28 protein-coding genes and 1 pseudogene are annotated in these 18380 nt (G+C 60.2%); 17 read left to right on the top strand and 12 right to left on the bottom strand.

Features of this window, described 5'->3' with window-relative positions; genetic code table 11:
- Positions 1-86: 86 nt before the first annotated feature.
- Positions 87-1031 carry a phospholipase D-like domain-containing protein gene (locus BEN48_RS01880; protein ID WP_083320668.1) on the bottom strand — a complete coding sequence of 315 codons (945 nt, stop codon included), beginning with the start codon at positions 1029-1031 and terminating at the stop codon, positions 87-89.
- 140 nt (positions 1032-1171) lie between these two features.
- Between BEN48_RS01880 and BEN48_RS01875 the strand changes: the two genes are divergently transcribed.
- Positions 1172-1357 carry a nucleoside triphosphate pyrophosphohydrolase family protein gene (locus BEN48_RS01875; protein ID WP_070732360.1) on the top strand — a complete coding sequence of 62 codons (186 nt, stop codon included), beginning with the start codon at positions 1172-1174 and terminating at the stop codon, positions 1355-1357.
- Positions 1358-1399: 42 nt separating this feature from the next.
- Here the strand turns inward: BEN48_RS01875 and BEN48_RS01870 are convergent, their stop codons facing one another.
- From BEN48_RS01870 to BEN48_RS01860, 3 genes are all read right to left on the bottom strand, one after another.
- Positions 1400-2020, bottom strand: a complete 621-nt coding sequence (locus BEN48_RS01870; RefSeq protein ID WP_070732358.1) for a hypothetical protein — start codon at positions 2018-2020, stop codon at positions 1400-1402.
- Positions 2021-2118: 98 nt separating this feature from the next.
- Positions 2119-2397, bottom strand: coding sequence for a hypothetical protein (locus tag BEN48_RS01865; protein ID WP_070732357.1), 279 nt, complete (start codon positions 2395-2397; stop codon positions 2119-2121).
- A gap of 33 nt (positions 2398-2430) precedes the next feature.
- Entirely contained in the window at positions 2431-2754 is a 324-nt protein-coding gene (locus BEN48_RS01860; protein WP_125932430.1) for a hypothetical protein, read from the bottom strand.
- Positions 2755-2960: 206 nt separating this feature from the next.
- On the opposite strand from BEN48_RS01860, the gene BEN48_RS01855 reads away from it, so the two are divergent.
- The 7 genes and pseudogenes from BEN48_RS01855 to BEN48_RS01830 all read left to right on the top strand — a co-directional run bounded on the left by BEN48_RS01855 (position 2961) and on the right by BEN48_RS01830 (position 7687).
- Positions 2961-3437 (top strand): LexA family protein, encoded by a 477-nt coding sequence (locus BEN48_RS01855; RefSeq protein WP_070732352.1) that lies wholly within the window; start codon positions 2961-2963, stop codon positions 3435-3437.
- A gap of 159 nt (positions 3438-3596) precedes the next feature.
- Positions 3597-3989 (top strand): annotated as a pseudogene (locus tag BEN48_RS19520) (Y-family DNA polymerase); the annotation flags it as partial.
- Between the two features lie 125 nt (positions 3990-4114).
- Positions 4115-4897 (top strand): DinB/UmuC family translesion DNA polymerase, encoded by a 783-nt coding sequence (locus BEN48_RS19515; RefSeq protein WP_317043662.1) that lies wholly within the window; start codon positions 4115-4117, stop codon positions 4895-4897.
- 98 nt (positions 4898-4995) lie between these two features.
- A complete protein-coding gene (locus tag BEN48_RS01845) occupies positions 4996-5193 on the top strand; it encodes a hypothetical protein (RefSeq protein ID WP_070732350.1) in 198 nt (65 codons plus the stop codon).
- A gap of 143 nt (positions 5194-5336) precedes the next feature.
- Positions 5337-5621, top strand: coding sequence for a hypothetical protein (locus BEN48_RS01840; protein ID WP_070732348.1), 285 nt, complete (start codon positions 5337-5339; stop codon positions 5619-5621).
- A gap of 207 nt (positions 5622-5828) precedes the next feature.
- Positions 5829-6845 carry a hypothetical protein gene (locus BEN48_RS01835; RefSeq protein ID WP_125932429.1) on the top strand — a complete coding sequence of 339 codons (1017 nt, stop codon included), beginning with the start codon at positions 5829-5831 and terminating at the stop codon, positions 6843-6845.
- Positions 6842-7687 carry an agmatine deiminase family protein gene (locus BEN48_RS01830; protein ID WP_070732344.1) on the top strand — a complete coding sequence of 282 codons (846 nt, stop codon included), beginning with the start codon at positions 6842-6844 and terminating at the stop codon, positions 7685-7687. Before BEN48_RS01835 ends, BEN48_RS01830 begins: the two co-directional genes overlap by 4 nt.
- A 61-nt stretch (positions 7688-7748) precedes the next feature.
- Here BEN48_RS01830 and BEN48_RS01825 read toward each other — a convergent pair whose 3' ends face one another.
- The 4 genes from BEN48_RS01825 to BEN48_RS01810 form a co-directional block, all read right to left on the bottom strand.
- A complete protein-coding gene (locus tag BEN48_RS01825) occupies positions 7749-8210 on the bottom strand; it encodes a M15 family metallopeptidase (protein ID WP_083320670.1) in 462 nt (153 codons plus the stop codon).
- Position 8211: 1 nt separating this feature from the next.
- Entirely contained in the window at positions 8212-8487 is a 276-nt protein-coding gene (locus BEN48_RS01820; protein ID WP_070732340.1) for a hypothetical protein, read from the bottom strand.
- A gap of 54 nt (positions 8488-8541) precedes the next feature.
- The gene (locus BEN48_RS01815; RefSeq protein WP_070732338.1) at positions 8542-8871 is read right to left on the bottom strand and encodes a hypothetical protein; all 330 of its coding nucleotides are present in this window, start codon (positions 8869-8871) and stop codon (positions 8542-8544) included.
- A gap of 1025 nt (positions 8872-9896) precedes the next feature.
- On the bottom strand, positions 9897-10253 hold the full coding sequence (locus tag BEN48_RS01810; protein ID WP_070732335.1) for an SLOG family protein: 357 nt from the start codon (positions 10251-10253) through the stop codon (positions 9897-9899).
- Positions 10254-10457: 204 nt separating this feature from the next.
- On the opposite strand from BEN48_RS01810, the gene BEN48_RS01805 reads away from it, so the two are divergent.
- From BEN48_RS01805 to BEN48_RS18510, 9 genes are all read left to right on the top strand, one after another.
- Positions 10458-10778 carry a hypothetical protein gene (locus tag BEN48_RS01805; RefSeq protein WP_070732333.1) on the top strand — a complete coding sequence of 107 codons (321 nt, stop codon included), beginning with the start codon at positions 10458-10460 and terminating at the stop codon, positions 10776-10778.
- A complete protein-coding gene (locus tag BEN48_RS01800) occupies positions 10771-11166 on the top strand; it encodes a hypothetical protein (RefSeq protein ID WP_070732331.1) in 396 nt (131 codons plus the stop codon). The genes BEN48_RS01805 and BEN48_RS01800 overlap by 8 nt, the downstream gene beginning before the upstream one ends.
- Before the next feature lie 47 nt (positions 11167-11213).
- Positions 11214-11408 carry a hypothetical protein gene (locus BEN48_RS01795; RefSeq protein ID WP_070732330.1) on the top strand — a complete coding sequence of 65 codons (195 nt, stop codon included), beginning with the start codon at positions 11214-11216 and terminating at the stop codon, positions 11406-11408.
- 55 nt (positions 11409-11463) lie between these two features.
- Positions 11464-11778, top strand: a complete 315-nt coding sequence (locus tag BEN48_RS01790; RefSeq protein ID WP_083320667.1) for a DUF3846 domain-containing protein — start codon at positions 11464-11466, stop codon at positions 11776-11778.
- Positions 11779-11826: 48 nt separating this feature from the next.
- On the top strand, positions 11827-11982 hold the full coding sequence (locus BEN48_RS18960; protein ID WP_158010074.1) for a hypothetical protein: 156 nt from the start codon (positions 11827-11829) through the stop codon (positions 11980-11982).
- 73 nt (positions 11983-12055) lie between these two features.
- A complete protein-coding gene (locus tag BEN48_RS19510; RefSeq protein WP_241502136.1) occupies positions 12056-13111 on the top strand; it encodes a hypothetical protein in 1056 nt (351 codons plus the stop codon).
- Positions 13112-13129: 18 nt separating this feature from the next.
- On the top strand, positions 13130-13825 hold the full coding sequence (locus BEN48_RS01775) for a PD-(D/E)XK nuclease-like domain-containing protein (RefSeq protein WP_070732325.1): 696 nt from the start codon (positions 13130-13132) through the stop codon (positions 13823-13825).
- Positions 13826-13834: 9 nt separating this feature from the next.
- Positions 13835-15247 carry a phospholipase D-like domain-containing protein gene (locus tag BEN48_RS01770; protein ID WP_158010073.1) on the top strand — a complete coding sequence of 471 codons (1413 nt, stop codon included), beginning with the start codon at positions 13835-13837 and terminating at the stop codon, positions 15245-15247.
- Positions 15248-15312: 65 nt separating this feature from the next.
- Positions 15313-16152 (top strand): hypothetical protein, encoded by an 840-nt coding sequence (locus tag BEN48_RS18510; protein ID WP_125932428.1) that lies wholly within the window; start codon positions 15313-15315, stop codon positions 16150-16152.
- On the opposite strand, the gene BEN48_RS18505 is transcribed toward BEN48_RS18510, so the two are convergent.
- The 4 genes from BEN48_RS18505 to BEN48_RS01740 all read right to left on the bottom strand — a co-directional run bounded on the left by BEN48_RS18505 (position 16140) and on the right by BEN48_RS01740 (position 18319).
- Positions 16140-16601, bottom strand: a complete 462-nt coding sequence (locus BEN48_RS18505; protein WP_125932427.1) for a hypothetical protein — start codon at positions 16599-16601, stop codon at positions 16140-16142. The two genes, BEN48_RS18510 and BEN48_RS18505, sit on opposite strands and share 13 nt — an antisense overlap.
- A gap of 166 nt (positions 16602-16767) precedes the next feature.
- Positions 16768-16914, bottom strand: a complete 147-nt coding sequence (locus BEN48_RS18955) for a hypothetical protein (RefSeq protein ID WP_158010072.1) — start codon at positions 16912-16914, stop codon at positions 16768-16770.
- Positions 16915-17020: 106 nt separating this feature from the next.
- Complete coding sequence (locus BEN48_RS01745; RefSeq protein ID WP_070732312.1) at positions 17021-17446, bottom strand: hypothetical protein; 426 nt, start codon at positions 17444-17446, stop codon at positions 17021-17023.
- 126 nt (positions 17447-17572) lie between these two features.
- The gene (locus BEN48_RS01740) at positions 17573-18319 is read right to left on the bottom strand and encodes a hypothetical protein (RefSeq protein ID WP_070732310.1); all 747 of its coding nucleotides are present in this window, start codon (positions 18317-18319) and stop codon (positions 17573-17575) included.
- Positions 18320-18380: the final 61 nt, after the last annotated feature.

Here is an 18380-nt window from a genome sequence, read left to right as displayed (position 1 = left end):
CAGCACCCGGTGCAGCGAGCCGTTGGTGATAAACTGAAAGTGGTTTTCCACCTGAAAGTCCCGGGCCGTGCGCTGCCAGTTCGTCACTAGCGCCGGCGGCACACCACCAGAATCTTGGTCTGCGTGCCATTCTCGTAGATGAACTTCTTAATCACCATCAGCGCAATGATGGTTTTGCCCAAACCCACCACGTCGGCCAGAATAAAGCCGTGGTGCGCCATCATGATGGCATAGCCCTGGTTGGCCGCGTCGGTCTGGTACTTCAGCCGGTGGTATTGGGGCGGCAGTAGCAGCTCAATGTGGTACGGGTCAAATTCCACCCGCCGCCCAAAGAACTCCAGCAGCATTTTGATGTACAGCTCAAACGGCGTGAAATCATCCCGCAGATACGTTTCCTTGCGCAAGGCCTCCGCCTGTGCCTTCAGTATCGGCACCGACTGCTCCCACAGCAGCTCAAACTCCTCGGTTGCCTCCTTCACCAGCCCATACTCGCGCACGCTGATGTTGAACTCGTAGTTCGAGTGCTCACTCAGTCCCAGCCCGGCCGCCGTCAGGTTCGACGAGCCCGTGATGAATTCACAGGGCGTGTACTCATTAAACGGCTCGGGCCGCACGATGTACACCTTGGCGTGAATCGTCTTCTCCGGGTGGGCCCGCATCTCAATCTTTCCCGAAATCAGGTCCTCGATGAACTGCACCAACCCCGCTTCCGTGGTCTTATCGTAGTCCGCGTCCTGAATGTTTTTCGCCAGACCCGCCACAAACTCATCTTTGGTCTGCTGCGGGTCCTGAATATACTGCTGCCCCCGGTCGTGAAACTCCTTGGTTATCCGGTCTACGTCAATGCCCACCAGAATACGCACCTTCGGCACTTTATCCAGTAGTGGCCGCACCCGGAAGTAGCCCGAGGCCCGGAAGTACCCCACCAGCACATCAAAGCAAGCAATGTTCGGAACGTGGGTGAAAACGCCTTCGAGCTTCTTGATTAAAGTGTTGCCCGCGCGATTAGTAAATAGTTGGGTAGATGACATAATTTGGTGAAGAGAGCGTAGTAAACCCGTGGAGCCGGTTTACAACTCGATACTGCAAAGATGTACTACTTTGCCAACTTTCAAAGCAATTATTTGATACCTCTACTTTCCTTTCGAAGTTTGGCCGCCAGTGCTGTACCATGGTGCTCGCCGAGTCGGATTTCCGCGCCGCCCTGCTGGCTAAGCTGGTAGAAGAAGACCAGGAATTACAGGCTGCCCGCGCCGATGAGCTACTCACCGTGCTGGCCAATGTCATGGAAGTGTTCGATACCATGCCGCAGGTCCACAAGCGCAGTAGCAGTAGCGTCAGGCCCGTGGTAACTTAGCCAGCCGCCTGCAGCTCGAGTGGGTAGGGGAGTAGCCACCGCTCACCCCTTCGGATACAGCTTAAGCAGCAATTCCCGCTGCTGGTAGTGGTGCATTTCCCAAGCATCCCTGGGCCACTTGTTTTCGAACCGAGCCCGGGCCAGCAAATGCTTGAAGTAGACGTCGTGGCTGCCTTCTTCCAACGATACATGAATCAGGGTTTTGCCCTGTACATACTCATGGTCCACGCGGGTTACTTGAAAGGAGCCTTCCTCCAGGAAAGCGCTTAGAAAATGCAGCTCCACCGTCTCCCCAACGCGGGGCGTAACTGCCAGCCGGCACCGCACCTCCATTCTGGTGGCATCTCTCCCCACGTAGAACACATGCTCCACCTCCGTGAACTCAAGCACATCCGCATCCACGGCAATGAGCGCCATAAAGTCCTGATACAGCATCTCCAGCCACCGCCGGTACACCGCCGCCCCGATGCCCAGCTGCTGCTGAATCGCCTTACCCGTCGGCCCTTTCGCTTCCGGGTCCAGGGTCTGGATGACCCCTATCAGCGGCGCATAGTCCTTCCCATTCGGCTGCATTTTCAGCAGCGCCGGCTTCACCCGGGAAAGGTTGTAGAGCATTTTCCCCGCCGACAGGGGCTCCCGTGGGGTTTCAGTACGCTTTCTCATGGCGCCAAAATAAAACGCTAATTCGATGCCACCTACTCTACCAGAGTTGGTGGGTCAGGCATACCCAAAGCTGCCAGCTCACCGGGCCACTGCTCTACCTACGACGCCTTCCGCTCCAGCAAATACGCAAACAGGCTCAGCTGATTATCCCGCAGCTTTCCCATCCAGCGTTGGGCCGCTTCCTCGGTTTGCATCTCCGCCGCCGGCAGCGGAAACAAGGGCACCACGTCATTGCCCGGCCCCAGGGGCATGCGCAGCGCAAAGCCGCCTAGCTGCGTCGCCTTCACCAGCTCCAGCCGGTAGCCCCGCGCCTCATATTCTCCAAAAAACTCGGTGATGGACTCTGCATCCGGCACAAACTGTCGCATGTTGTTCAAAAAGAGGGTAAAAAATAAATCCAGTAGCTAACCTCACGTCCGCTTCCGCTGCTGCTTCCCCCGCAGCTGCTCGTAGCACCACATCGCCGCCTCAAACGCCTCGGCCGACAGCGTGGTGAACGTATACCGCACCCGGTCCCGCAGAATGTAGTCCTTCAGTGAGTCCCGGTGCCCCTGCGCCCGCAGCTCGGCCGCTTCTCCCGGCTCCAGAGCTTTGGCAAGGTGCAGCTGGTAGGCCCCATCGGGCGTCACGGCCATGCTAATCCGCCGGTTGTGCAGCCGCCGCGTCACGCCACGCTTCTGCAAAACGGTTGTTTGTGGGCCCATCAAATGGGCTGGAAAAATGCGAGGAGGCATAAGTAGGGGAGAAAGGAGTAGGGGAGCGGATAAAAATCAAAGCGGGCAGAAGCAGGAAAATTAGTGGACTGACAGTCTGATGATTGTCAGATTAAAAAGCCTGCTCTATTAGTGTCATCTTGCAAACTAATTTAATTAGTAGCAGATTTGCCAACAATATTAGTAACTATTTCGTTGCTAGTTCTCATTCCAACTCAAATTATTTTATGACTACCGTCGAAATCCTCCAAATCATCCGCGAGCCTATCTGGATTATTGAGTGCGAAACCCCCATTCCCGCCGGCTTCCCCAGCCCGGCCGACGAATACCTGGGCACCAAAGTCGACCTCAACGCCATTCTGCTGCCGCACCCCACCTGCACCTACATCGCCCGCGTCAAAGGCACCAGCATGGACGGGGCCCCCGCCCACATCGTCGACGGCGCCCTCATCACCGTCGACTGCTCCATCAAGCCCGAGCCCGGCCACATCGTAGTCGCCGCCATCGACGGCGAGTTCACCATCAAGCGCCTCGAAAAGCGCGGCAGCGCCTACTGGCTCATCCCCGACAACCCCAACCACCACGCCACCGACATCAGCATGCTCGGCACCCGCTTCGAAGTCTGGGGCGTCGTCACCCACGCCGTCACCGAATTCATCAACGGCAAGCTCAAAGAGCACGTCCGCACCCGCCGCCTCCAGTAGCCCACAGCATAATCACTCAGTAAAAGCACGTCATGCTGAGCGCAGCCGAAGCATCTCTACCGCACAAGTAATTCAATTGGTAACGCCAACCACCCGCCTGGTCCCCCTATTTGTCAGGCTCCCCTCTCTTTTGGAGAGGGGCCGGGGGTGAGGTTTCCCATGTTCGCCCTAGTCGACTGCAACAACTTCTACGTCAGCTGCGAGCGCGCCTTCCAGCCCGCCCTGCACGGCGTGCCCGTAGTCGTGCTTTCAAATAATGACGGCTGCATCGTGTCCCGCTCTGCCGAAGCCAAAGCCCTCGGCCTCAAAATGGGCGAGCCCCTGTTCCAGGCCCGCCCCCTCATCGAGCAGCACCAGGTGCAGGTGTTCAGCAGCAACTACGCCCTCTACGGCGACATGAGCCACCGCGTCATGAGCTACCTGAGCGAAGTGGCCCCCGAAGTCGAAATCTATTCCGTCGACGAGGCCTTCCTCAACCTCCACGGCATGGCCCGCTACTTCGGCACCCTCGAAGCCTACGCCCGCAACGTCCGCGCCCAGGTCCGCCAGCGCACCCACATACCTACCTGCGTCGGCATCGCCCCCACCAAAACCCTGGCCAAGCTCGCCAACCGCGTCGCCAAGAAAGACCTCACCCTCGACGGCGTCCTGAGCCTCGAATCCCCCGCCGACCGCCAGTGGGCCCTCACCCAAGTACCCGTCGAAGATGTGTGGGGCATCGGCCGCCAGTACGCCACCAAGCTCCACGCCCAGGGCATCGCCACCGCCGACGACCTGTCCCGCTGCTCCGAAGCTTACGCCCGCCGGCACCTCGGCGGCGTAGTCGGCGCCCGCCTGGTGCGCGAGCTCCAGGGCTTCCCCTGCCACCAGCTGGCCCCCAGCGAAGACGCACCCTCAGCCGCCAGAGCATCGCCTGTACCCGCACCTTCGGCCGCCCCCTCACCGAGCTGGCCGACATCCGCGGGGCCGTCGCCGCCTTCGCTTCCCGCGCCGCCGAGAAGCTGCGCCGCCAGGGCTCCGTGGCCCACGTCCTCACCGTTTTCATTAGTCAAAACCGCTTCGGCCCCGCACCCCCGCCGCACTCCCGCTCCGCCCAGCTCACCCTGCCCGCCGCCACCAGCAGCACCCCCGACCTGGTCCACTACGCCCACGCCTTGCTCAACCGCCTCTGGCAGCCCGGCCACAACTATGTCAAAGCCGGCGTCATCCTCGACGGCTTCGAAGCCGCTGGCCAGCCCCAGCTTAATCTGTTCACGCCCGCGCCCGAACTCGTCCACCCCCAGGCCAGCGCCCTCATGCAGCGCCTCGACCAGCTCAACGCCCGCTTCGGCCGCGCCACCGTCCAAGTCGCCGCCGCCCTCACCCCCAAAGGCCACCTCACCGCCCCCTGGCAGGGCCAGCAGCAGCGCCGCACGCGCGCCTGCACCACCTCCTGGGATGAACTATGGGAAATAGGGTAGGGGCACTGAAACGAAATAAAAAGAACGTCATGCTGAGCGAAGTCGAAGCATCTCTACCTCACAACTAATTCACCTATCCGCGACACCCCTCACTAATCATGCAGCGCGAAAGCAACGCCCGCTTCCTCCTCGCCGTCCGCCTCGGCGCCACTACCAACTCCGCCTTTACCTTCGTCTTTCAGCGCGACTTTCACGTCCACGACCTCTACTCCGTCACGGTCCCCCGCCGGCAGCTTCAGCGCCTCGGCTCCGGCCGCTTCTTCGAATTCGTCACCGACACTTACCTCGCCCAGTAGCCCGCCGAAGCATTACGCGTCACCCGCGCTACCATCCTGTTCACCCTCACCCACGGCTTGTGAGAGCCCCCACTTTCTCAAAACGAGCAGACCACCTGTACTGCTCATCTCATTTCCACCCTACATCAAACCAGTAAGACCAAATGAGTCCAGACCCTTACACGCAAAGTCTAAACGAAGCCGTAGCCAAACTAATTGGTATTCGCGAGGCGCTATTCGAGGCGACTTTTCAGGTTGCAATCACCAACGAGCTAAAGGATTGGTCAGACACTGTCGACGTCGGCGAAGTGCACACCATCTCCAAGGAGTTATTAGACAGTTGCAGCGACACCAATGTCCAACTCCTTGCCAGGCTTTTAACAAACGTTGAGAGAACCTGTGAAACGCTGCTCAACCTGAACAATCTGGATGTGGAGGAAACGGTGTAGCCAGGAAACCACTGCTTGCAAAACCGACATATTCAAAACAGCCGAAAGCAGTAATTATTAGATTGCTATTGCAACAAATAAAATAGTTATAATTATTGCAAAAACAGTGAGTTAACTCATTTATGAAAGTTTTCTAATTCATTAGGAATGGGTGATTTCCTGCGGTAATGTTGTGGAGCTCAACCACACCTTGTCCCAAATTCCCGCATGTTTTCAACCCACCAAATCCAAGCATTGGAAGCCGGTAAAGCCACTGGCTTGCCCGCAAGCCGCGTCATGACCGAGGCAGCGCTGCCTTCCTCCGAATACACTCACTTCCTCTACACCGAATGCTGGCTCAAGGGCCAGGCTACCCTGCCTCAACTGCTGGAGGCCCTGCGGCTCGCGCAACCCACCGGGTTGGGCCCGCTGCTGGATAATCACACCCAGGCTGACCTTTCCAATCAATTGGCCATCACCCGCGAGTTGGTTGAGCAGGGCTTGCCCTTTGCCCGGCAGTTCGGCAACCACCGCATTGCGCACGACCGCCACCGGGATTCCGCTCTGTCTTGGCTTACCTACCTGGTGCGACAGATTAACCACTCGCGGCCCGAAGACCTCGATGCCTTCTTTGTCGAGATGACTGCCACCCTCCAGCACCGCTTGCTGCTGCGGGCCGGTTCCAGCCTCTTTCGCCTCACGGAGTTGGAAATCTATTATCACAGCCCCTCGCAGGAGCATCCCGACCCCTACGTACACCAGGGAGAGGAGCAGCTACAGCCATTACATTGGTATTTCAATCAGGCTTCCAGCCTCGACCTCACGTTTGGTGATTCCCAGGCGGGTAGCTATGGTGGTATTCTTCTCCGCGGTGCCCAGCGTCTCACCCCTGACGGCCTTCCCACCGGCACCTACATTTCCGGGCCCATCCTGCTCACCCGCGCCCTCGTCGCCAGTTGGGGCAGTGCCCTTGGCGGGGACACGAGCCTTGTCCTGGAGGCTAATCCCCAGCCGGTACCAGCACCGTCCCAGCCCTGGCGCAGCGCCAGGGTCGGGCTCCGGCTGCACCCCGAGAAGACCGAACACCCCGGTGCGCCGTACATCGACCGGCCCTACCGCTTTATTGCCAATGAAGGCTACCTGACACAACTCAAGAACAAGGAAAAGCTTTGTTTCGAGTTTGAGCTGGACGAAGCCACCACGCACCGGGTGCTTGGCTATAAGCCCAAAGGGAAGGTCGCATGAGCGTGCTCCCTGCGTTCTACCTGGCGGACACCCTGGCTCCGCGCTTCCCGGCCGCCGCTGCCGCCCTGACCGCAGCCCTTACGGCCGCCGGCGCCGCTGTAAATACCCTCCCCGGCACCTGCGACGTTTGGGCCCGCGACTACATGCCCCTGCCCACGCCGAGCGGTAACCAGGTGTTGTTCCGCTACACGCCGGATTACCTGCGCCCCCGCCGTTACCATTCCACGATTACCGACGCGGCCGCAGTGCTTCGTCGCCTTGGACTGCCGTTCACATCCAGCCCGCTAGTAGTGGACGGCGGCAACGTCGTTCGGCGTTTTGGCCGGGTCGTCATGACCGATAAGGTGCTGCGCGAAAACCCGGAAGTTCCCCAGACCCAATTGCTGGCCTCATTGGCCAATGCATTGGAAGTTGACCACATCGACCTGGTGCCCGCCCATCCCAGGGATTTCACTGGCCACGCCGATGGTTTGGTGCATTTGCTCGACGAGCGCACGGCCCTCATCAACGACTGCCGCGCCCAGGAACCTTCCTTGTGGGCCAACCTGCAGGCAGCGTTACATCGCGCCGGCTTTGACTGCGTACCCTTGCCCTACAATCCCTATCAAAATCCCGATTTTACCTCCGCGGTAGGGGAGTACATCAATTTCCTGTGCGTAGGCAGCACGCTCATTGTCCCAACCTACCAACAGCCCGAAGATGATGCGGTACAGCGTTGCCTGCAGGGCCTTTATCCAGGCCACGATATCATTTCCGTTGATGGAAGGGCCATTGCCAGGCAAGGCGGCGTGTTTCACTGCGTAACCTGGTCAAGCGAATTAGCCGGGCATAGAGGCGAATGAAAAGCGTAAGAGGATAAACCACAACGAGCGGACCATCTGGCCCGCTCGTCGCGTTTCCACCCTACACCTCAAAATGCGGCCGGTCCTTAAACCCCGGCCAGTCGCCACCCCAACGCACCCGCGCATCGGCCGCCTTCATCAGCCGCGCAAACTTGCTCAGCAGCAGCCCCGACCACACCACCGTTCCATCGGCCAGCAGAAACGCCACGTCCAGCGCCCGGCTCGGCAGCACGTTGTGCTTCGATTCGCCGCCCCGCTTGTACGTCACCACCGGTCCCGGCGCACTACGGCCGCGGGCATACAGCGCATCCTGCACCGCGCCCGACCGGTACCCTTCCGTCACAATCGGCAACCCCAGCAGCCGCAGCACCGGGTCGCCCGACCAGCGCCGCAGCGCCACCCGATACGCCGCCACCAGCTCCGGCCGCACCTCCGCCAGCCGCGCCGCCTGCCGCACCATCTGCGTCACGTTCAGCCGCGGGGCCACCCGCTTTCCAACCGCATAAGGAGCCCGGTCCTCCATGCTACCGGGTGCCGGCTCCATCCGCCAGCTGTTCCGTGCCACCATCCACCGAAGCCCCCGGCTCTACCGTCAGCGCCGACAGCCCCGCCGTCAGCGACCCCACCAGCACCAGGTAGCCCGCCACCGACACCACCGCTGCCGGCAGCGCCACCGGGGCCGCCACCAACACCAGCCCCAGCCCCCCGATGGCCTTGCCCACCGCACTCACCTTGCGCCAAAACGTCGGCGACGGCAGCGCCACCCGGTCCAGCAGACTTAACTTCTTAACAGATTTCATGCGTCAAAACAGTTGAGAGTGAATAAAATGCACGTCCATTGCCAGCCCCGCACCCTAGCCCTTGCCAACTTCCGCAGCTGGCTCAGCAGGGGAGGAGGCCGCCGCCCCCGTCGAGTCCCCAACCCCCGAACCCAACCCCGCCGCCGACAGCTTCACCACCGCCTCGGGCCGCTGCATCGCCTTCCGAATCGTGGCCCAGATGGTCACCGCCGCCACAATCACCTGAATGACCAGATGCCCATACATCTCGATAATGTGCGGGTTTGCCGGGGCCAATTCCTGCGTCAGCACCTGCCCGGCCAGCGCCGTCCCAAGAATATGCAGCAAGTGTCCGGTCTTCGTATCAGCGAAAAACATGGCTTCGTAGTTTGTGATAGTCGACAATCTAATTTATACGAAATTACGAACTTATTTCAGTTTCAGATACAATCCATTTCGCTCACCAGTAATTGTACTTATTTGGGGGTGCCCCCGGCCCTCCGCGTTGCTCCGGGTCGGGGTCGGGCTATCCAGGGCTCCGCTGCGCTGCGGTGCTGCGCACAGCTTCCGTTGGTCGCTCCCTTTCTATCCCTCACCCACTTCTCCTGCCACTCAGCGAAGCCCCCGATGCCACCCGCCAACGGGTCAGGCCGCGCCCGAAAAAGCGCCACCCGTCCCTACCAAGCCCACCGCCCGCGCCGGCCGCTACTTCACTACGGGGGCCACGCTGCGCTACGTTCACTCTCTCGCTGCGTACCTCCGCTCATTCGTTCCCTACGCTTGCAGGCTCCCTCCGCTGCGTAGCGCCCCGCGCTCAGCCCACCCGCCGCCAGTAGCTACAGCTGCTCCAGTTATACCCCACCCACGCCCGGCCCCGCCTCCCGAAGGTCAGCCAGGCCGCGCTACCCATTCCCCAGCCACCACGGGCCGCTTCCCGCTGGTCAGCTACCCTGGCCACCACCGTCACTCCAGCATCACCCAGCGGGCCGAACCACTCCCTCCGGTCGGGTTTAGCCCTACCAACCACAACGCCAGCCCCCCGCACCGTTGCCGTGCCGCGCCGGGCTCGAAAAAGGCCCCACGCCGCCCGTCACCCCTCCTGATTAGGCAGCAGGCCGCAGGCCAAAAAAGGCCTGCCACCCGCCCGTAAAGCTTGCGTTCCAGCCACGCAGGCAGAAGCAAGGCCCGCTTCGCGGAGGGTTTCATTGGGGAGCACCCCAAACCCCCGCCATCATGCCCCGGCTTGCCGCCCGGTCATCCTCCTCGGCTTCCGCAGCCCGAAAAAGGCCGCTCCACCCTCACAAGGCCGGCTCCGCCGAGCAATAAATGGGGGCCTCAGCCCGCCCCCACCCCCCCCGGCAAGGAATTCAAGGTGTTCAGCAGGGTCGCCCGCACCCGCCCGCCCGGCACGGCCCTGGCGGTCTGCCGCCTCAGTCCAGGGGCAGCAGCTCGCAGCGCCGGCCCAGCCGCCTGGCGGCCTTCAGCGTGCTCAGCGTGCCCTTGCTCTTGCCGTCCCACACCACCAGCACCAGGCTGGCCCGGCGCACTATCTCGGCATTGCGCACATGGGTGGCCGCCGTGGGGCCGTGGGTGGCATAGTCGGGCCGCAGCTCCACCAGCGCCACCCCGTGGGCCCGGGCCCAGGCCGCCGCCAGGGTGTCCACGCCGGCCGCGCCCCCACTCACCACCTGGTCGGGGGCCAGCTCAGCCAGCCGGGCCGTCAGGGCGGCACATTTCACTATGCCCCGGCTGCCCACCACTGCCACTATCTTTTTGTCTTTTTCCATGCTACAAGTTACGAATAATTTGTTATAATATGTTCCATGTGGAACATTATTTATTATATTATAAGTCGTAATAAATAGTAATTAATGAGAAATTTGTTCGTATATTCGTATAAGAAATGGGAAAGACCCGTTTCGCATCGCGCTTGCGGCGCGAGTTGGGCCCGGCCCGCTCCGCAGCGCTTCCCACGGCTAACTCCTACAGCCATGCAACCCAATCAACTTTTGCAGCTCGCTGCCGCCGCCTGGAAAGGCCCCGCCCTGTGTTCGTTCTCGGGCATCTACATCGCCCAGTCCGCCGCCACCTATGGCAAGGGCGGCACCAGCTGGCACGTCATGCTCAGCCTGGAGGCCCGGCCGGAGTGCCAGCCCTCTGGCGGCTTTGCCGGCTTCTCATCCTGCCCGTTTGAGGCCCTGCGGCTGGCCTTCCGCGCCATGCGCGCCGCCGCCCCCGGTTATGCTTTCGCCGCCGTGTGGGAGGTGATGAAAGCCGAGGATGACTTTGCCGGGGTGCCCGCTCATGCTTAGCCTCGTCGTTGCCCCAGCCGCGCCCGTTGTGGGTGCGGCTGCCAGCAAGCTGGCGGCCCTGCACGCTACCCTAGCCCGGCTGGCGGCCAAGTACCCGCCCCACCCGGTAGTAGCCCCCCAGCCCGCGCCGGCCCCCATCGACCCGGCCGCCGTTGCCAACCGTCATGCGCTGGCCCGTGCCCACTCCGCCCTGTTCGATGCCCGCGCTGCCAAGTACGCGCTGCGCGATGACTACCGCACCCAGCCCGGCCGCTTCGTCCGGTTGCGCGCCGCCATCACCCGCTACCAGCAGGCCCGCGCCGCCTACGCAACCGCCGCTGCTGATTTCCACGCCAGCCCCGCCGGCGCTGCCTTGCAGGTTGCCCGCGCCAGATACCCCCGCTTTTAGCCACCCGGCCCGCGCCCGCCCGGCGCGGGCCCCTACGCACCCTTTTAATGCAGTACGAATACACCGAGGCCGAGCTAAACGGCCTCAGCGGCGACGAAATGGCCGCCGAAGAAGCCCAGGCCGCTTTCTACGAACAGCAAGCCGAGTGGGAACGCCAAGCCCACTACCACCACGAGCAGGAGCAGGAGGGGTGGGAGGACGGCGAATACGAGCAGATGCTATTCGAAGTCGAAGGATTTTAAAACACCATTCACCAGGGGCCGCCAAGCCGGGCGGCCCCACCAACCCCGCCCCGTCATGCCAAAGACCGCTACTCCCTATCAGCCCCATTTGCTCGACCCGCACAGCGGCACCCCGCAGCCGGTCAGCCCCGCCAACGGCCGCAGCTTCAAGCTGGCCGAGTTGTACCAGCTGCTCGACTGCCGCACTGTGGACGTGGTGCGCCTCAGCCCCGAGCTGATTCTCATCATCGATGACGAGGGCAAGTTTCGCCACCCGGCCTACCTCAACCTGCTGGCCACCTACCTCTGGTACCAGCACCAGCCCGAAGCACGGGGCCAGGATTCCATCGTGGGCCGCGCCATCGTCTGCCACGATAAACAATTCCGATAACCCATCCGGGGCCGGTTTCGGCTGGCCCCGCCTTTTCCTCAACTCCCCATGAACACCAAGCTATTCCAGGCCTACGGCTACGAAAAGGACAGCCGCTCCAAAGTCGCCGTGCTCCAAACCGAGCGGGCCGCCAACCTCACCAAAGCAAAGGCCTTATTCCGCAAATACTACGTGTTGACCTCACCCGTCACCGAGGCCAAATAACCAACAACGGCACAGGGGCCGGCCGCTGACAGGCCCCGCCTTTTTCATTTCCAACCCCCAACCATTTCCCATCATGTCCACCAAAACTAAACCCCTACCGGGTACGACCCAGCGCACCGCCACCACCGAAGCTGGTGCCACCCTCACCACCGCCCCCGAGGCCCCCGTGTTCACCCTCAGCGGCCCCATCACGGCCGTGCCCGCCTACCTCACCGAAAAGGCCGACGAAGCCACCGGCGAAGTCGTGCAGGTGTCGCGCTTCCGCTACCTCCCCGGCCACCCGCGCCAGGTACGGTTCGACGCCAAGGCCGGCCAGTTCAACATCGGCGGCACCGTGCCGCTGGGCAACTCGCTTTCCTTCATCCCGCTGGCCTGGCGCGTGTTCCAGGACGACATCCTGAACATGGGCCGCAAGCTGTGGGCCGAGCTGTTTTTTGCCGACGACAAGGGCGCCATCTGCGCCGTGCTCTTCCACGGCTACAGCGTCGAAAACCTGTACCGCCTCATCGAGCCGCTGTTCTACGACGACCTGACCCTGGCTGATGTCGTGGTAAAGGTGAGCGCCGAGAAAAAGCAGACCACCAAGGACGGCAAGACGGCCACCTACTACATCGCCCAGTTCAGCTACGAAGCCGCCGACGCGGCCGAGGTAGCCGCCCGCCGCGACTTCGCCCGCGACTTCCCCATCTGGCGTGCCGAAACCTACACCGGCCACGCGACCTGCGCATCCAGCACGCTTACACCGTACCCGCGCAGGACGACCCCACCAGCCCGGAGCCGGCCGCTGCCGAATCGCTTGCCCTGCCGCTGGCTGCCTAACGCCCCGGCCTCCACGGTGCCCGCCGTGGGGGCCACTTGGCTACTCATTCCAAAATACCCCGCCATGAATTTCACCCACCTGCCCCAACTGCACATCGAGCAGCCCCCGCACGACGAAGCCGAGGCCGCCTTACTGGCCCAGCTGCCGGAAGTGCTGGCCACCGCCGGCCCGCTGCCCGACGACCTGCGCGACCTGGCCCCCGCCGTGCGCGAGCTCTTTCCCGCCCCGACCTATCTGGTCGGCTGCGGCAGCTCCCACATCTGGCTGCACCGCGCCGCCGACCCCCACCGCCTGGCCCTAATCCGCTAATCCTAATTCTAAAACGTCATGTTCCACGCCCTCGCCCATCACCCCGCACTTACCCAGCTCCAGCACCGCGCCCTGCCCCAGGTCAGCAACACCGACCTGTCCAACCTAAAGGCCACGCTGCTCGGCAAGCCCAATACCCCCAATCCCGTGGCCCTGGCCTACGGCTCCCACTTCCATACCGCCGTGCTGGAGCCCCCGCACTACCAGCGCACCGAAGAGCGCGGCATCAAGTGGGCCGACCTGGAAACCCTGGCCCGCCAGGTGCGCCGCCAGCGCTACTGCCGCGACCTGCTATACAGGGGCCAGGCCGAACAGTCCTACACTGCCACCCACACCGCCACCGGCGTAGGAGTGAAGCTGCGCCCCGACTTGCTGATACGCAGCCGCGCCGGCCGCCAGCTTACGCTCATCGACTTTAAAACCACCAGCAGCCCCGACCGCGCCCACTTCCTGAACACCATCGAGAAGTATGACTACGACCGCCAAGCCGCCCTGTATTTAGACGTGCTAGGTGCCACGCGCTTCCTAATCATCGGTGTACAGAAGAAAAATCCGCACGAAGTGTGGCGCGTCGAGCTAACGGCCACGCCCGGCCTCATCGAGCAGGGGCGCAAGAAGTACAATACCTTACTTCGACACCACGTCCGCCAAGGAAGCAGCTTGCCTGTTTACACCTCACTTCCCTCCGCAGGCTTAACTTGTGCGCTTCCTTAATTGCTGTCTGTGAACAATTCCATTACTACTGAAGCCTTTTTCACTGGTATTAAGCCTAAGCTGCTTGCTGAAATTGGCCTTGCCCGCCAGAGCCTTACTGCCGCCGTCGCATGGTTCACTGACCGCGACCTACTGGCTGCTTTGGTCAAACAGCAAAAGGCAGGCATCACCGTAACGCTGGCCCTGACTCACGATTCAATAAACGAGGCCCTGGACTTCACAGCCCTTACTGCTGCCGGAGGACGGGTTTTTCACATCGAAGGCGCCTTGATGCACAATAAATTTTGTGTGCTCGACGGTCGGGATGTCATCACGGGCTCCTATAACTGGACCTACCGCGCCGCCCACGAAAATTACGAGAACATCGTCCTCACCAGTGGGGACTACGACTTGGCCTATCGATACCTGGCCGAGTTTGCCCGTATTACCGGCCAGAGTGCCGCTAGCGCGGCAACTAACCCCGGCGCTGGTCCCGACCTCGCCAAAATCGTGCGCCGCCTCCACGCCATCCGCTCCCTCGTGCAGCTCGATGAACCAGAGGATACCCTGCGGCAAGCCCGCCGCCTGCACCTCGAATGGCCCGACCCGCTCGCCGGCCAGTTGCTGGCCCAGCTCGAAGCCGGCCACTACGCTGCTGCCCTTACCGGCCTGGAAGCTTTCCTGCAGTTGCAAGCGCGCCTCACCATCTATGAAGACCCGCTGCTGGCGGCCCTGCGCCTCGAAGTGCGCGACCTGCAATACCGCTTGGTAGCGGTAGAAGCGGAAATTGCCGAATCCGAGCACCTACTCAGTCAGTATAACCACGAGTTTGCCCGCCAGGTGGGCGCATTGACGGAAGAAATCCTGCGCCTGAAACAAGCCTACGCACATCACCAGCGCCAGCAAAGCCCTTTCGCAGAAACCGAGTACGAAGAAGCCCGCCGCCGCTACGACGACTTCCGCCAAGAATACGCCGCCGAAGCTAGAAAAACCGTGTTGCCCCTTGATGCAGACGACCAGCAAATGCTCAGGAAGCTCTACCGCCACTGCGCCACGCTTTGCCATCCCGATAAGGTGGCCGAGCACCTGCGGCCCCAAGCCGAAGCCGCCTTCAAACGCCTGCAAGTCCTCCACGACCGCCAGGACCTCGCCCAGCTGCAAGCCCTGGCCGCCGAGCTGGCCCAGGGCATTTTCGACCCGGCCGCCGCGCCCGATACCATCACGGCCGACCGCGCTGCCCTGCAAGCCCGCCGCGACTACCTCGCCCGCCAGCTTGCGCAAGCACTGGCCAACCTGGCCGTTCTCCACACCAACCCGACCTACCAACAGGTCAGCACCGTCCCCGACCTTACCCATCACTTTCAGGAACTCCACGCCGAGCTAACCCAGGAGCTGGCCCGCTGGCAACAGCTCGTGCCCGCCGATGCGCCCGCCACCAGCTAACCGCCGCCCATCCCCTTTCTTTATTTCTGCCAGCCGCTCCCGCTAAGCCCCTCAACTCTTATCCAATGGAATCCATCAACCCCCTGCTGCCCGCGCTTCGTCCCGATACTCCTGGCCTGCTTCGCCGCGCGAGTGGGATGCTTGAGGCCGTGCGGGGTATTCAGCAGGAGTCAAAGTCTTATTGGTTTGAAAGAGGAGTTGCTTACAAAGACGCTGAAAAATGGGCAGATGCTATTTTATGCTTTGGAAAAATCAATAGTGAACAGCAAGACTGGCAAACCCATCTTTTACAAGGATATTGCAGTTGCAGGGCACATAAACCTGCGGAAAGTCTAATTAGCCTAAGGAAATTTGCTCTAGCATTTGCTGATAAAGCAGATTTTGTGAGTCAGGCACAAGACATGTTCCCTTACCAAAGAAAAATGTACCCTCGTCAGTGTGCGACACTTCTTATTTATGAGCTTTTTGAAACAGCAACCGGGGTGTACGATAATGGCAGTCGAAGCGACGACTACCATATAAGCTACGAGTACATTTCCGATGTTAAGCCTCTTTTTGAGCAAGACAGGGTGTTGGTTTCCTTATTACTTATGATGGCAGGCGGCATTTTTGCAAATAGCTTAGCTTTAAAAACGCTTAAAGAGAGTAATTCTGAAAGTTTAAAATTTGAAAAAGCCCGACTTTTACTGTGGTATCAGGAGCGTGTTATTCAGGGAGAGTGTTACGAAAGCGACGAGGACGGAGATTGGATTGTGTTCGAATGGACTGAGGCCGTTTTCTATATGAATGGGCCTGATTTAATCGAGAAATACAATGACCTTTTGACAATAAGAGGGAACAACAAGGCCGTAGAGAAAAGAATTACGCATCTTGTTAATCACGTCAATACTTTTCAACTTGTGTAGTTGCAATACTTTTTCAAATAGTCGTACCAAGTCATTGCTTGGTCCTGTGCCTTATTTTGGATTACAAACTCAAGTCCACACTTGGTAAGTCTTCCCACCTTATTAACAACGTAAGAGGCACTCAGTACTTCATCGATACTCAGCTTGATAAGTGGAATTGTAAGAAACCGAGAGTTTTTGTATTTCACAATGCATTCTTCGCCATCCTCAAAGTGCTGCTCGAAATCCTCTTCTCGGAGACTTTTATTGTAATCATAATGTTTTAGTGTGGAGGTGAGCATATGGCCTTCTAACCCGCTTTCAGTAAGTTTAGTAGCGATAAAATAGTGATAATGTTCAAGGTGCTTTGGCACACCTTTTTTGGCGAAAACCTTTACTTTTGGAGTAAATTCGTAAACTGCACCGATTTCAGTCTTCATTGTTGTATTGAGTAAATATTCGTCAAACATAAGTATCCTTGTGCTACTCGATGCCGTCGTCTCATTGGTCGCAGAGGGCGAATGATTTCCCCCGAACCAAGTTCCCCCAACTCCCGTTATCTTTGCAATGGTATGACACCGGATTATTCTGGAAGTAGGATTCCCTGGGGCCGCGCGAGCGGCCCACTTTTTTTGCCTATACCATCCAAGTTTCAGGCAGTTGCTGCTTCACGAGCAGATTGATGGGGGCCAGGCGACCGAAGTAGCGGTGGGCTCCCTTGTCGCGCACACGCCGGTTGGGCTCATGTAGCTGCTTAGCGAAGTAGTCAATAGCGTCAACCATCTGGTGCAAATAAGAAGTGCGCGAATCCCACATTTCAATAAAAAAAGCCGACTCCTGTATAACAGGAGTCGCTTTTTTTATTGTGAGTCGGTACGGTCTGTATGCGTTATGCTTCCGCGACATACAGAGTTGCGGGCGGTTCCGGGGCAGCGGCCCTTTCTGGTACCAACGTTTCGGTTGTTTTGGCTGTCTGTGCGGGCGGGATAATCGGCGTCCCCGCCACCAGTTCGCCAAACAGCGGGTTGGCCGGCAGCTCCAGCCCGCCATTGCCGTCCGGCACCTGGTTGAAGAGTACCACCTCCTCACCGGGCGTGCTTTGTGCCAAATGGTCCACCAGCACTTCCTGCCCGCTGTTGGCATGTAGCGCTTGCGTAAGGATGGTATAGGTGCTCACGTCCACGTTGTAGAGCTGGTTCAGCGCGTTCATCTGCATGGCCGCGTCCTCGGCCGCGCCAATGGCATCGGCTAGCAGTTGGGTGTAGCGCCGGGCCTTTTGGTCAGCTTTGGCCCGCAGGCGAATGACGCGTTTCATGCGCCGTTTAAATTGGGTTTGATAAGCCGTAAGTGCCATAATGATGAAAATTTAAATGATGAAAGGGAGGGAAAAGAAAACGGCCAGCCGTTGGTGGCCGGCCGCTTCGTGCTTGCTTGTCGCGGCTTAGGCCACGTACTCAATCGCCAGCGGGTTAGTGCTGTTGTTGTTGAGCGGATAGAACTTGCCGTTTACCTGCTGGTAGAAGTTGATGCCCACCACGCCCACCACCAGGTTGGCCGCGGGCGGTACCACCGGGAAGCTAGCCACCATTGTCTGGTTCACTAGGGCCGCGCCGTTAACCGGCAAAATGCCCAGTGGAGCCGCCACCACCCCGTTGGTGAAGGTCAGCGTTTCCATGTCCAGCGAGGAAGCAGCGAACACCACTTCAAAGTGGGTCGTGCCCTGTGGAGCCGCGATGTCCGAGACCGGGTTCAGCGCCGGAATGGTCATCGTCACGTCCGCGCCGGCACCCGTCACTTCGTAGGGGAAGTACATCGTCTGGCCGATGCCAGCCCCCGCGTTGAAGTTGAAGCCGAGCAGCGGGGCCGAGTTCGAAGAATCGAACACGCGCTGGCCCCGGTCGTTCGTGTCGTCGAGGCCAACGATGGCCCGCATCGTGGCCGTGAGGCGCGAGGCCACGCGGCTATCGCTGGCCGAGGCAATGGCCACGCGCAGCGAGTCGCGCAGCACCTTGCTGTAACTGGCCGCCATGCCAAATTCAGCGGCGTTTTCGCGGGTTCGCGCCCGGCTCGGGGCGCTGGCAAAAGCAGCCTTGTTGCTGGCTGGCTTCTGCGAAATATTGCCGTTTTTGCTGAACACCAGGCCACCCACGGTGCCCTGAATGCCCAAAATACCTGTCTGACGTGCCATAATAAAAGGTCGTTACTAGAAGTAAGAAATTTGTTTTCGTCGTGGCTGCTTGCATTCTGCG

It is taken from the genome of Hymenobacter glacialis, from assembly GCF_001816165.1.
Classification (GTDB): Bacteria; Bacteroidota; Bacteroidia; order Cytophagales; family Hymenobacteraceae; genus Hymenobacter; species Hymenobacter glacialis.
This window is presented reverse-complemented; position numbering and strand designations above follow the sequence as displayed.